Source organism: Pseudonocardia sp. NPDC049154 (assembly GCF_040648315.1).
GTDB lineage: Bacteria > Actinomycetota > Actinomycetes > Mycobacteriales > Pseudonocardiaceae > Pseudonocardia.
The window spans coordinates 1-13,337 of sequence record NZ_JBEZDN010000054.1; the positions used below are offsets into that span (position 1 = coordinate 1).

11 protein-coding genes and 1 pseudogene are annotated in these 13,337 nt (G+C 71.6%); 4 read left to right on the forward strand and 8 right to left on the reverse strand.

From position 1 onward, the window contains the following. Positions 1-281: 281 nt before the first annotated feature. From AB0B41_RS23725 to AB0B41_RS23735, 3 genes and pseudogenes are all read right to left on the reverse strand, one after another. A pseudogene (locus AB0B41_RS23725) lies at positions 282-464 on the reverse strand (ferredoxin family protein); the annotation flags it as partial. A gap of 92 nt (positions 465-556) precedes the next feature. Then, positions 557-1,897, reverse strand: coding sequence for an MFS transporter (locus tag AB0B41_RS23730; RefSeq protein ID WP_358206825.1), 1,341 nt, complete (start codon positions 1,895-1,897; stop codon positions 557-559). A gap of 79 nt (positions 1,898-1,976) precedes the next feature. Continuing rightward, positions 1,977-2,885 (reverse strand): PaaX family transcriptional regulator C-terminal domain-containing protein, encoded by a 909-nt coding sequence (locus AB0B41_RS23735; protein WP_358206827.1) that lies wholly within the window; start codon positions 2,883-2,885, stop codon positions 1,977-1,979. Between the two features lie 117 nt (positions 2,886-3,002). Between AB0B41_RS23735 and AB0B41_RS23740 the strand changes: the two genes are divergently transcribed. Genes AB0B41_RS23740 through AB0B41_RS23750 form a run of 3 tightly spaced genes read left to right on the forward strand, consistent with a single transcriptional unit; the run spans position 3,003 to position 6,486 of the window. Then, positions 3,003-4,166 (forward strand): 2-hydroxyacyl-CoA dehydratase family protein, encoded by a 1,164-nt coding sequence (locus tag AB0B41_RS23740; RefSeq protein WP_358206830.1) that lies wholly within the window; start codon positions 3,003-3,005, stop codon positions 4,164-4,166. An 11-nt stretch (positions 4,167-4,177) separates the two neighbouring features. Continuing rightward, positions 4,178-5,560 carry a 2-hydroxyacyl-CoA dehydratase family protein gene (locus tag AB0B41_RS23745; protein WP_358206832.1) on the forward strand — a complete coding sequence of 461 codons (1,383 nt, stop codon included), beginning with the start codon at positions 4,178-4,180 and terminating at the stop codon, positions 5,558-5,560. Continuing rightward, entirely contained in the window at positions 5,557-6,486 is a 930-nt protein-coding gene (locus AB0B41_RS23750) for an acyl-CoA dehydratase activase (protein ID WP_358206921.1), read from the forward strand. Before AB0B41_RS23745 ends, AB0B41_RS23750 begins: the two co-directional genes overlap by 4 nt. Positions 6,487-6,692: 206 nt before the next feature. Here AB0B41_RS23750 and AB0B41_RS23755 read toward each other — a convergent pair whose 3' ends face one another. Then, on the reverse strand, positions 6,693-8,351 hold the full coding sequence (locus AB0B41_RS23755; protein ID WP_358206834.1) for an AMP-binding protein: 1,659 nt from the start codon (positions 8,349-8,351) through the stop codon (positions 6,693-6,695). A 104-nt stretch (positions 8,352-8,455) separates the two neighbouring features. Here AB0B41_RS23755 and AB0B41_RS23760 point away from each other — a divergent pair, with 104 nt between their 5' ends. Next, positions 8,456-9,958, forward strand: a complete 1,503-nt coding sequence (locus AB0B41_RS23760; RefSeq protein WP_358206836.1) for an AMP-binding protein — start codon at positions 8,456-8,458, stop codon at positions 9,956-9,958. Here AB0B41_RS23760 and AB0B41_RS23765 read toward each other — a convergent pair. From AB0B41_RS23765 to AB0B41_RS23780, 4 genes are all read right to left on the reverse strand, one after another. Next, positions 9,946-10,527 (reverse strand): TetR/AcrR family transcriptional regulator, encoded by a 582-nt coding sequence (locus tag AB0B41_RS23765; RefSeq protein WP_358206838.1) that lies wholly within the window; start codon positions 10,525-10,527, stop codon positions 9,946-9,948. The two genes, AB0B41_RS23760 and AB0B41_RS23765, sit on opposite strands and share 13 nt — an antisense overlap. A gap of 90 nt (positions 10,528-10,617) precedes the next feature. Then, complete coding sequence (locus AB0B41_RS23770) at positions 10,618-11,049, reverse strand: MaoC/PaaZ C-terminal domain-containing protein (protein WP_358206840.1); 432 nt, start codon at positions 11,047-11,049, stop codon at positions 10,618-10,620. After that, positions 11,046-11,510: a MaoC family dehydratase N-terminal domain-containing protein gene (locus AB0B41_RS23775; protein WP_358206841.1), complete on the reverse strand. Its 465-nt coding sequence runs from the start codon at positions 11,508-11,510 to the stop codon at positions 11,046-11,048. The genes AB0B41_RS23770 and AB0B41_RS23775 overlap by 4 nt, the downstream gene beginning before the upstream one ends. Continuing rightward, positions 11,507-13,180 (reverse strand): AMP-binding protein, encoded by a 1,674-nt coding sequence (locus AB0B41_RS23780; protein ID WP_358206843.1) that lies wholly within the window; start codon positions 13,178-13,180, stop codon positions 11,507-11,509. Before AB0B41_RS23780 ends, AB0B41_RS23775 begins: the two co-directional genes overlap by 4 nt. Between the last annotated feature and the right edge of the window lie 157 nt (positions 13,181-13,337).

Genomic DNA, 13,337 nt, shown 5'->3' on the forward strand with positions numbered 1-13,337 from the left:
ACCCCAACCCGAGCGCATAAACGCCGTTTACGCGCATGCTCCCGCGAGTCCAACGTCCAACCGCGCCAAGCGGGCTTAGTTCAGCACCCTCCTAGGTCGTTCGACGGGGCGCCGCGGACTCGCCGGGCCCGCGCCCACGACCGCAACGCGGAGCGGGCGCCGCGGGCGACGGGCGTCGGGGATCCCCGGTGGTCGCGCGCGCCGATCTAGACCCAGGGTGAGGCCCGGCCGGCGTTGAGCGCGACGACGGGCGAGTCCCGGGGCACGAAGTAGTCCGTCACCACGGCATCGACCGGACGGACGTCGGCGCAGGCGCCACAGTCGATGCACATGGCGGGATCGATGTGCAGCATGTCCGCCTCCGCGAAGCCCGGCTCGCCGGGAGCCGGGTGGAGGCAGTCCACCGGGCACACCGTGACGCACCGGGCGTCCGCGCAGCAGTGCGGCAGGACGACGTGGGGCATCGAGGCTCCTCGGCCTGTCGTGACGTCCGTCGAGGGCGGGGCCGCCGAGCCGGAGGCCCCATCCCGTGAGCCCGGGGGTCGCGCGGGTCCGCTCAGACCACGGCCGGCTCGACGACCGCCGCGGACGACCGCGACCGGACGAGGAGCCGTGCCGCCACGGCGCCGGCGAGGCAGAGCAGCAGAGCGAGGGTGCAGGTGGTCCAGACGCCGAACGCGGAGCCCTCCAGCGCGACGGCGACCAGCGGTGCGAAGCCGGCGATCAGGGCCGCGACCTGCATGCCGAGCGAACCCGCGGTGTAGCGGACCGACGCGGGCAGCGCCTCGGCCACGAAGGCCGGGAAGATCCCGTTGACGCACGCGTGGCCGAGACCGGCGACCGCGAGCAGCGCGACGAAGATCAGCGCGACGCTGCCGCTGCGCAGGGCCAGGAAGTACGCCACGAGCAGCAGGCCCTCGACCACCAGACCGACCGACAGCAGCGTCGTGCGGCCGATCCGGTCGGAGAGCGCGCCCCACACCGGGTTCATCACCACGACCAGGAACGTCGCCCCGGTGACCACCCACAGGATGGTCGGCTTGTCGATGCCGGCCTGGGTGGTGGCGTAGCTGAGGCTGTAGACCGTCAGCAGGTACCACACGGACATCATGCCCGCCATCACGGCGATGATGCCCAGGACCGCGCCAGGATGAGAGGACAGCGTCGTACGGATCGGATTGCGGACCGGTGCCTCGGCGCGGGAACGGGTGAAGTCCGGGGTCTCCTCGAGGCCGTAACGGATCAGGACGCCGATCAGCACGATCACGGCGCTGCCCAGGAACGGGATTCGCCATCCCCAGGAGGCGAACGCCTCGTCCGACGTCGTCGCGGTCAGCACCGCGAACACGACCGTGGCGAGCACGGTGCCCGCCTGGGCGCCCGCGGTGGAGAAGCTGCCGTAGAAGCCGCGCCGCCGTTCGGGGGCGTGCTCGACGGCGATGAGGACGGCCCCGCCGAGCTCACCCCCTACCGCCAGTCCCTGCAGCAGGCGCAGCACCACCAGCAGCACCGGGGCGAACCACCCGATCGACGCGTACGTGGGCAGCAGGCCGATCAGAATCGTGGCCGCCCCCATCACGACGATCGTGAGCATGACAGCGGTGCGCCGCCCGTGCTGATCACCGATCCAACCGAAGAGCAGACCGCCGAGCGGACGGACGACATAGCCGCTGGCGAAGGTGGCGAACGAGAGGATCAACGCGACGGAGGGGGACACGTCGCGGAAGAAGAGCGTGTTGAAGACGAGCGCTGCGGCCGTTCCGTACGCGACGAGGTCGTAGTACTCGACGACGGAGCCGAGGAAGGCGGCCGCCGCCGCCCGACGCGGTGTGTGGTGGGTGGGGGCGTGGGTCTCGGGGCCCCGGACGTCGACGGCCGGGGTGTGCTCAAGGGACAACGGGGCTCCAGGTGTCTGCACCGACGTGAGATGTGGGTCACCGCAAGTTCGGTCAGACCGTAAGGGGAGCTTGTACAGATCACAAGACTCGGTGCGATTTCCTGTCTAAAGCGTCCCGGCCGCTCGGAGGTGCCGACTCGGCGACGATCTCGTGGAAGCGCTGGTGGGCCACCGTGGACCACTGCGCGCGGCGGTCGCGGAACCGCTGGGCCGCCTCGCGGCCCACCCACTCAGGCTGCAGGGCCGCGGGGAGCTGTGGGTCCCGACGCATGAAACGCTGCTGCAGGTTCAGCAGCTGCAGGTACGCCGTGAGGACCTCGTCGGGCGTCCCGGGTTCGGGGCTCGTGGCGTCCTGCTCGAGGAATCGGCGGTAGGCGGCGTCGAGCTCGGTCAGGTCCCAGGCCCTGGCCACCAGCTCGGCCTCCGGGACGCCGAGGTCGACGGCGTGGCCGATCATCGCGAGCGAGGTCTGCTCGAGCCCGAGCGCGGAGATCAGGCGGGTGAGTTCGTCCACCCGCTCGGTGTGCGGAGTGATCCAAACGCCTGCCGTCGGGTTGCCGAAGCCGAGCCAGTCCAGACCGCCGTAGAGCCGCTTGCGCGTGGTCCGGCGGTCCTGGGGGACGTTGACGTGCAGGACCAGCCAGCGTTCGTCCCAGTCCCGGTCGTCGGTGAGGTAGGCGGCCGAGCGGCGCAGGCCCTCGTCCACCAGGGCGCGGCCTCGGGTGTCGAGCGTCCACCGGACGGCGCGGCCGTCCCTGACCCGGGAGAGCCAGCCGCTCCTCGTGGAGCGGGCCAGCAGCTGGCGGCACGCGTGGTCCTCGACGCCGAGCGCGGCGAAGACCCGCAGCAGCGCGTTGGTCCACGCCCCGCCCGGCTCCTCGCTCACCAGCTCGCCCGCGACGGTGAGCAGGAGCGACCGCGCGCTCGGCGGCGGCAGCGGGGGCACGGCGGAGGTGGCGACCGCGTCGACTCGGCGGGCATGTGTCACGGGTCCATCGTCGCCGAGGTCGAGGCGGTGCGGGAGTCCGGGGCTGCGTAGCGGGCCGGAATCTTGTACCATTCGAGTGTCTGGTTACCCAGACTTGTCAAAGTTTGAGGAGCTCCGATGCCCGAATCGGTTGCCCTGCAACGCTTGCGTGCCGCTGCTCGTGATCCACGGGAGTACGTTGCGCAGTGGCGGGCCCACCACCCCGACCAGCTCGTCGTCGGCGTCATGCCGATGAACTTCCCACGTGAGATCGCCCTGGCCGCGGGGATCCTCCCGGTCTACGTCCAGGACGACCAGCGTCCCGTCGCCGAGGGGCGCGCGTATCTGCCCGAGTTCTACTGCGGCTACACGCGCAACCTCGCCGACCAGGCCGCGACCGGGCGACTGGACCACTACGACGCGCTGCTGCTCGCGGACCACTGCATCCAGCTGCTCGGTGCCTCCGACGTGGCGCGGGCGATCAGTGACAAGACGGTGTTCTTCGGGATGCTGATCAGCTCGCTGAGCGACCCCTGGGCGCCGACCAAGATCGCCGAGATGATGGCGCAGTTCCGGTCCGAGTTCGAGAAGCTCTCCGGCGCGCCCATCGAGGACGCGGCGCTGGCCGAGGCCATCGAGGCGTACAACGCCGACCGGGAGCTCCTGCGCCGGGTGTTCGACGAGCGCGCCGCGGGCGACACCGTCTGGTCGCCGGTCGACCTCCAGGACATGGTCGTGTCCGCGCAGGTCATGGACCCTGTCGAGCACCGCGAGCTGCTGGCCGAGGCGCTGGCGGACGCGCCGCGCCGTGAGCGGGACGACCGGGTGCGGGTCCATCTGTCCGGCCACCTGTGCCACGCGCCGCGCCGTGAGCTGCTGGAGGTGATCGAGGAGGTCGGCGCCGTCGTCGTCGACGACGACCTGTGGTCGGGCCGGCGCTACCTGCAGACCTCGGTGCCGTTCGCCCCCGGTGACGACCCGATGGACGCCATCGGGCGTTGGTACGCCGAGCGCAACGTCGACCTGCCGTGCCCCACGCGCGTCCAGCACGACGTGGACTGGGACGCCTGGCTCGTCGACGCGACCCGGCGCAGTGGCGCCGAGGTCGTCGTGCACCTGATGCCGAAGTTCTGTGAGCCCCACATGCTGTTCTACCCCGAGCTGCGCAAGGCGCTCGACGCCGCGGACATCCCGCAGCTGCTCGTCGAGACCGAGCACGAGGGGATCCCGCTCGAAGCACTGCGCACCCGGCTGGAGGCCCTCGTCGAGCGCGCCCTCCGCCACCGCCCCGCCTACGCCTGATCGGAGACCTCATGACCACCACCGCTCCGGCCCCCGAACCCCGCACCGAGCGTCTCGCCACCACCCGCGAGGGCGGGAAGATGATCGCCGACTACTGGGAGGACCTGTTCGTCGCCCGGGAGACCGGTCGCAAGATCGTCTGGTACAACGGCGGTGCGCTCAACCCGATCTTCCAGGCCGCCGGTCTGGCGTGGTGTCACGGCGAGGCGTTCGCGGCCCGGCTCGCCGCGCAGCGGCTCGAGGGTCCCGCCCAGCTGGCGGGTGCCGAGTACGGCTACAACGCCGAGCTCTGCTCGTACTCCCGCACCCACCTCGGCTGCGCGGTGCTCACGCTCAAGGGCAGTGAGGAGCCGGACAGCGGCGTGGTCGGGCTGCACGACCGCCAGGATCTGGCCTCGAAGCTGCCCTCGCCGGACCTGTTCGTGAACAACTACGCGGGCTGCAGCACCGGGCAGCAGTGGGACGAGGTCTCGTTCCGGGTGTTCGGCAAGAACGTGCCGATCTTCAACGTGTCGCACCCGTTCCTGTGGGGGAACCGGCCCGACGCCGGCTACCTGACCGGGTCGGAGTGGGACGAAGCCTCGCGCTACGTCCGTGACCAGCTCGTCGAGCTGATCGACTTCCTCGAGGTCCAGACCGGGCGGAAGTTCGACTACGACGCGCTGAGCGAGTCGATGACCTACATCAAGCGCGCCGGCGAGCTACGCAAGGAGGGTCTCGACCTGTGCAAGGCGACCCCGTCGCCCGCCACGTTCTGGGACTGGATCTCCTGCATCGCGCCGATCAACTTCCTGCCCGGCAACCCGGCGCTGGTCAACTACTTCCAGAACGTCAAGGACGAGATCCAGCACCGCCTCGACAACGGGGTCTCCGGTGTGCGCGACGAGAAGTACCGTCTCTACTTCGACGGGATCATGAACTGGAACAAGCTCGGGTTCCTCTCGCGCAAGTTCGCCGAGCACGGGGTCGCGGTGCTGGCCGGGCGCTACATCACCAACGCGTTCTGGCAGGAGCCGCAGTTGATCGACACCTCCGACCCGCTGCTCGGCATGGCCCAGCACTACCTGCTGTGCCCGACGAACCACGGGTCGAAGACGCTGGACTACCTGACCCTGCGGGACTGCGAGGAGTACGGGATGGACGGAATCGTCTTCCACTCCACCCGTACCTGCCGGGCATTCACCGGACCGCAGCGGCTGCTGGCCAAGTCCGCGCGGGACAACCTGGGCATCCCGTCGATCTTCTTCGAGGGCGACGTCGCCGACGCCGCCTTCTACAAGGAGGAGATCCTCGACTCCCGACTGGTCGCAATGCTGGAGGCCATCGACGTGGCGCGCGAGCGCGGCGACCACCGGCGGGCGGGCTACGGTGCCGAGGTGGCGTGGCCGGCATGACCGGCGGGCGCTACCTCGGCGTCGACCTGGGCTCGACGACGGCGAAGGCCGTCGTCGTCGACGACGCGGGCGAGATCCTCTCGTCCGCGGTCGTCACCATGGGGGCGGTCTCGCGCGCGGGGATGCAGCGCGCGGTAGACCAGGCGCTGGCGGAGGCCGGGCTCGACGACTCCGACCTCGACGGCACGGTGTCGACCGGCTACGGGCGGCGGCTGGTGTCCTTCGCGGGCCGCACCTACACCGAGATCACCTGCCACGCGCGCGGGACCTCGGAGATGGTCCCGGGCGTGCGGCTGGTGATCGACGTCGGCGGCCAGGACTCCAAGGCGATCACCGTGGGGTCGGATGGCCTGGTGCGAGACTTCGCCATGAACGACCGCTGCGCCAGCGGCACCGGCCGGTTCTACGAAGTACTCGCCCGCGCCGTCGACGTGTCGATCGACGAGCTGGGGGAGCTCGCGCTGCGCGGCTCGGACGATCTCGAGGTCAGCAGCATGTGCGCCACGTTCGCCGAGACCGAGATCGTGTCGATGCTCGCCGAGGACAAGGACGTCGCGGACATCGCGTCGTCGGTCCACCGGGCCATCGCGGCCCGGACCCTCGCGCTCGTGGCGCAGGTCGGCAGGCACACCCCGGTGGTGCTGACCGGGGGAGTGGCGCGCAACCCCGCGGCCGTGCACTTCCTGAGCCGGGCGCTCGACGCCGAGGTGACGGTGCCGGCCCACCCGCAGATCACCGGGGCCTTCGGGGCGGCGCTGCTGGCGCGGGACGCGGACCGGAAGCGGCGGATCGCCGAGGACGTCCCCGGGGCGGACGAGATGTTCCCCCGGCCCCGCGGCCACGTCCATACCGGACCGGACTGCACCGGGTGCGACGGGTCCCTCGCTGGGGGCCCGGTCGACCTGGGCATCCCCGTGCGGCACTAGGTTCTCCGAACGGGACGAGGGGGAGTCGGGGTCGCTCGGCTCGCCCTTCGTCATCCCGCGTCTACAGCGGTCAGCCACACCGTCGGCCGCGACCGGCGGGACGGGCCGGGCCGAGTTCCCGGCCTCCGGAACCACGGCGGCGCGCAGGCAGGAGGCGGAGTTGTGCGCAGGGGATGTGTCCGGACTACCCCGGTCGGTCGACCTCCTCAGAGCCCGCGGACCAGGTCGCGGAGCAGGAACTTCTGCACCTTCCCGGTGGCGGTCATCGGGAGCTCGTCGACGAGCAGCAGCTTCTCGGGCAACTTCTGCATCGCGATCCCGCGGTCCTTGAGGAACGACGTGAGGTCCTCGAGCGTCGGCTGCTCACCGGGCTTCGGCACGACGACCGCGCAGGCCTTCTCGCCGAGCCTCTCGTCCGGGTAGGCCACCACCGCCACCTGGGCGACCGCCGGGTACGCCGCGACGTAGCCCTCCACCTCGGCGGCGCTGATGTTGGTCCCGCCGCGGATGATGATGTCTTTGAGTCGCCCGGTCACGCGCAGGTAGCCCTGGTCGTCGAGGCGGCCGAGGTCGCCGGTGTGGTGCCTGCCCTGCGCGTCGATCGTGGCGGCCGTCCGCTCGGGGTCTCGCCAGTAACCCAGCACGGCGCCCGGGCCCCAGTAGCAGATCTCGCCCTCCTCGCCGGTCGCCGCCTCGCTGCCGTCGGCCGCGACCAGGCTGATCCGCACACCCTCGAGCGCCGGTGTGCCGTCCGACCCGGCGCGACGCTCGAGCGGGTCGCCGTCGTGGCAGCAGGTCGCGGCAAGGATCTCCGAGGCGCCGTAGAGCGGCATCAGCACGCCGCCCGCGAACGCCTCGTCGAACTCGATCGCCAGTGCCTCCGGGATCGGCGCGCCCGCGCAGAGCCAGAACCGCATCGACGACAGGTCGTGCGCGCCCGTCCGCGCGGCGTCCAGCGTCATCCGCACGAAGGGGGTGGCCGTGGCGGTGACCGTGCACCGGTACCGCTCGATGCGCCGCAAGCCCTCGTTCGGGTCCCAGATGTCCAGCAGGTGGGTCTCGGCGCCGACGGTCAGCGGCACGAGGATCCCCACCACCAGCCCGGTCGCGTGGGCGACCGGTGACGGCATGAAGACCACGTCGTCGGGCCGGGTGCGGAAGACGTCGTGCGCCAGGCCGCGCCCCGAGTAGTCGGCGGTGTTCCAGGTGTGCACGCAGCCCTTGGCCGTGGACTCCGTGCCCGAGGTGTAGACGATCAGGTGCGGTGCGTCCGGGTCCGGGTGGGGGCCGAGCTCGGTCTGGTCCGTCTGGGTGGCGCAGGCGTCGTCGAACGTGAGCTCGCCGTCCAGGACGGTGCCGCGCGCGATCACCAGGGTGGCGAGCGCCGGAATCTCCTGCTGCAGCGTGCGGAACATGGCGGCATGGTCGTGGCCACGGAACTCTGCGGTGGTGATTGCCGCGACCGCACCGGAGTTGCGCAGCACGTGCGCGACCTCGGTCTGCCGGTACACGGTCATGATCGGCACCAGGACGGCTCCGATCCGGGCGATCGCCAGGTAGCCGACCACGAACTCGGTCCAGTTCGGCAGTTGCATGGCCACCCGGTCACCGGGGCGCACCCCGCGGCGCAGCAGTGCCGCCCCGAGCCCGTGAGCGCGCTCTCTGACCGTGGCGTAGTCGAGCTCGCGAGTGCCGTCCGAGACGAACCGCCGGGTCGGGGTCTCGTCCGCCCACCGGTCGAGCAGGGCCGCCGCCGAGCCGTCCCGCCACCAGCCACGTTCGCGGAAGAGGCGGATGGACCCCTCGTCGAAGCGGTCGTGGACCGTGAGGGTGGGGATCTCCACCGTGATCTCGGGGCTGGTCATCGTCGTCTCCGCTTCCTCGCGCACGTTCGCTGTGACCGGGGCCACGAGACTAGCGGGGACCTGTCGCCCAAATCAATGGTCAGACCGAACTGTAGGCTTGCGCCGTGCATCCCCGGATCCATGCCGCGGCGGCGCCGGACCGCCCCGCCGTCGTCCTGGCCGAGACCGGCGAACGGGTGACGTGGGCGGAGGTCGAGACGCGCAGCGCCGCACTCGCCTCGTGGTTCTACGCCCATGGGCTGCGCCCCGGGTCGGTCGTGCTGCTCGCTCTGCCCAACGACGTGCGATGGGCCGAGATCGCCTGGGCCTGCTGGCGCAGCGGACTTGTGCTCGCTCCGGTCGACGTCCACCTCGGGCCCGCCGAGCTGCGCCCGCTCGTCCAGGACGCCGATCCCGCCGCCGTGGTCGTGTCGGTCGGGTTGGCCGGTGCCGTCCGTGCCGCGGTGACCACCGAGCCGGCGTGGCTCGTGGTCGGGGATGGCTACGACGAGACGGTCGCAGCCGCGCCCGTGGACCCCGAGCTGCCCGACACCATGGGCGGGCGGCTCCTGTTCAGCAGTGGCACCACCGGCAGGCCCAAGCCCTTCCGCGAGGACCCGCCCGGGCTGCTGCCGACCGACGTCCCGCTGCGCTACGCGGCGATGATGCGGGACCTGGGCATCGTGCGCGGTCCGGGCGAGCCGCCGCCGATCCTGTTCAGCCCGGGCCCGGCGTACCACACGGCGCCCATGGGCTTCCTGCACGCGGTGCACCAACTGGGTGGCACCGTCGTCACGACCCGGCGGTTCGACGCCGAGGGCGCGCTCGCCGCGATCGAGCGTTTCGATGTCACGCACAGCCTCTGGGTGCCGACGATGTTCGTGCGCCTGCTCCGCCTGCCCACCCACGTCCGCGACCGCTACGACCTGCGCACCCATCGGGTGGCCGTGCACGGGGCGGCGCCCTGCCCGCCCGCGGTCAAGCGGGCGCTGATGGAGTGGTGGGGCCCGATCGTGCACGAGTACTACGGCTCGTCGGAGGGCTACGGCCGCACGTCGATCGGCCCGCAGGAGTGGCTCGCCCACCCGGGTTCGGTCGGCACACCGAAGGGGGGCGCGGTCCGGATCGCCGACGAACGGGGCCGTGACCTGCCCGTCGGGGGGACGGGGCGGGTCTGGCTGGTCCGGCCGGACGCTCCCGAGCCGGAGCGGGACGCGGATGGCGGCGCGAACCTCGCGGCGACCCCGGGCTGGGGGTGGGCGGGCGACCTCGGCCACCTCGACGCGGACGGCTACCTCTACCTGACCGGCCGCCGTGGACAGACGATCATCACCGGCGGGGTGACCGTGTACCCACGCGAGATCGAGGACCTGCTCGCCCTGCATCCTGCGGTGGCGGACGTCGCAGTGCTTGGCGTCCCCGACGAGGAGTTCGGCGAGCAGGTCCGGGCCGTCGTCCAGCCCCTCGGCACGCCGGCGCCGGGTCTGGCGGAGGAGCTGGTCGCGTACTGTCGGGAGCGGTTGGCGCAGTACAAGTGCCCCCGCGAAGTCGACCTCGTCGGTCGGATCCCGCGCAGCGACGCAGGCAAGATCATGGTCGGCGAGCTGCGGCGGGCCTACGAAGGCTGATCGGAATCCTGGATCAACGCGATGTCGAGCGCCGCGAACCCACGAAGCACGAAGTGCTCGGCGAGGTCCTCGGCGCCCGGGGCGTGCAGGGTCCGGCTCGGCCAGTACGCCACGGAGAACACCGCCCCGAGGCACGCCTGGGTCCCCGCGGCCACGTCCGCGGTGGCGGCGGCGGGTGCGGCGCGGGCGACGGCCTGCTCCCACCGCTCGACGTAGCGCCGCCTGCGCCGGTCGAACTCCTTGCGCCACGGGTCGACCAGGGACCGGTCCTCCCGCTGGTACACACTGACGAGGGCGCGGTGCTCGATCGTGAACCGGACGTGATGGTGCACGAGCCGGCGCAGGTCCGCCGCGGGATCGGGGAGCAGCGGAACCGTTGCGCCGACGAGTTCGTCCATCGCCTCGTTGAACAGCGCGGCGAGAATCTCGTTCTTTCCGGCGAAGTGCCGGTACAGCGCGGGGCCGCTGAGCCCTGCCCGGATCCCGAGCTCGTCCATTCCCGCACCGTGAAACCCGCGCTCGCGGAACAGCTCAGCGGCAGCCTCGAGGATGCGGCGCTCCCGGTCCACTCGGGGAACGCTAGCAGAGGGCATGAACGATCGTTCCCAAGTCGAAGGACGACGCAGCTCACAGAGGTGTTGACCGGCGAACGCCGATTACTACCGGCGACGGACGAGGGCTGCGGCACGCACCACGGCGGTGTCCCCGGCCGTCGCTCGCAGCTCGAGTCGTGCGAGCCGCTCCCCGTCCTCCTCGGTCAGCTCGACGACCTCGCCGTGCAACCGCAGCACGGTGCCCAGCTGCACCGGGGCCCGGAAGCGGACCTCGAGCTCCCGCACGTGCTCCACCCCGCACCAGTCGGTGAGCCACCCGGCGAGCAGGCCCGCCTGGAACTGACCCATGGCGATGACGTCGGCGAAGCCCGCCTTCGCAGCGAAGGCCGGGTCGTGGTGCAACGGGTTGAAGTCCCCGCCCGCCCCGGCGAACCGGACGATGTCGGAGCGGGTCACGGGTCCGAACTCCCGGGCCGGGGGTTCGTCGCCCACCTGCACGGCGACCGGCGGTCGGGTCGTGGTGATCGACGTGCTCATCGGCCCCGCTCCAGCACGATCTCGCGCCACTCCACGGCGGCGGCACCCTCGGCGTCCACGAACGTCGTCTCGAGTGTGAGCCTGCGCATCTCGGGCCTGCCGTCCCCGCCCACCTGCTCGTCGCCCACCAGCCTCCGGACGCCGCGCAGTCGGTCGCCGACCACGAGCGGGCGGCGGTAGCGCCAGCGGACCGACCCGACCACGACGCGTTCCAGCGCGAGCCCGAGCCGCCCGACCATCCGGCCCTGGTCACGGTGGTGTCCGCTCACGACCACGTGGGTGGCGGTGGCGGGGGGCGCGGGGAACCCGGCCGCCTCCGCGGCGGCGGGGTCGGTGTGCACGGGGTCCGTGGTGCGCGTGGCACGCGCGAACTCCAGGACCTTGCCGGCCTCGACGGTGAACGCGACCTCGTCGATCACGTCCCCGACGGCCGGGCCTGCAGGTGCCTCCGCCACGGTCACCGTCCCGCCTCGACCGGCTCCTGGACCTTCTGCGCGATGTCCTGCCGGAGCAGGTGCTTCTGGATCTTGCCGGTCGCGGTCATCGGCAGCTGGGTGACCAGCTCCAGTCGCTCCGGGGTCTTCTGGATCGCGACCCCGCGCTCCAGCAGGAAGGATTTGATCTCCTCCAGGGACGGCGGGGCCGCCGGGTCGGCGGGGACCACGTAGAGGCAGACCCGCTCGCCGAGCCGCACGTCCGGCATCCCGACGACGGCGCAGCCGCGCAGGCCGGAGTGCTCGGCCAGCAGGTCCTCGAGCTCCCTGACGCTGATGTTCATGCCGCCACGGATCACGATGTCCTTGGTCCGGCCGGTGACCCGGACGTAGCCGTCGGCGTCCATGCGCCCGAGGTCCCCGGAGCGCGAGAAACCCGACGGCGTGTACAGCTCGGCGGTCTCCTCCGGGCGGCCGAGATAGCCGAGCATGTGGCTCGGCCCCTTGTAGGCGATGTCGCCCTCCTCGCCGCGCGGGACCTCGGCGCCGGCCTCGTCGACCACCCGGACCTGGGCGAACGGGAGCGCTGCCCCGTCGGACGTGAGCGCCCTCCCGGGAGCGTCGGTGACCGTGCACGTCGTGGTCGTCAGGTTCTCGCTACGTCCATAGAGGCTGAGGATCTTGGTCTCCGGCAGCACGGTGCGTGCCCGCTCGACCGTGGAGCGGGGAATCGGCGCCCCGGCAGAGACCCATACCCGGATGCTCGACGCGTCGTGCTCGGCCGGGTCGAACACGTCGAGCAGCATCTGGACGAAGGTGGTTGCGGTGACACTGACCGAGCAGCGGTACCGGGCGATCTCCTCCAGCCCGCGCCGCGGCTCCCACTCGGCCATCACGTGCGTCGACCCGCCGCTGAGCAATGGCATGAGGACGCCGGTGACCAGCCCTGTCGTGTGGGTGATGGGGGACGGGCTGAACGCCACGTCGTCCGCGGTGAACGCGAACGCGGTGCAGAGCGCCCGGGCGCCGGCGGCGTAGGTGTTGAACGTGTGCACGCAGCCCTTGGGGCGGGCGGTCGTTCCGGAGGTGTACACGATCACGTACGGGTCGTCGGCCGTCACCGGGGTCCCGATCGCCACAGCGGCCTCGGCGGGGTCCACGTCCGCCGTCACGGCCTCGAGCGTGGTGACGACCCCGTCGGTCGGCGTGTCCGTCGCGCGCACCGCGACGACGGTGTGCACCCCCGGGCGGGTCTCGGTGAGCTCGCGGTACATGTCCAGATAGTCGAAGCCCTTGAACACCTCGGGGGTCATGACCACGGACACCCCGGCGTCATCGAGGACATGACCGACCTCGTCCCGACGGTAGATCGGCATGATCGGCACGGTGATCGCGCCGAGCCGGGCGACGGCCGCGGCGACCACCGCGAACTCGGCCCAGTTGGGCAGCTGCACGGCAACCCGGTCGCCTGTGCGCACCCCGCGCTCGCGCAGCCCGACCGCGAGCCGCGCCGAGTGATCGCGCAGCTCGGCGTAGCTCACGGTGGTGGTGCCGTCCGTGATGAACGTCTTGTCGCCCCAGGTCTGCGCCTGGCGGGTGAGCAGCTCCGCGAACGTCTCCGCGCTCCAGCACCCGGAGTCGTAGTAGCCCTGGACCTCGGCGGCCGGGTACCGGTCGCCGACGGTGGGAATCTCCATCGATTTCCGTCCTGAGTCTCTGGTCGGCCCGACCGTGGCCGGGGGAGACCGTCGGGTGCGGACACCCGGCAGGTCTGTCGGACTTCGGTCCGACGGTACAATGGTCTGTCCGATAGGACAATCTGTCGTCGGCCTCCCCGGGCGTGTGACGCCATCC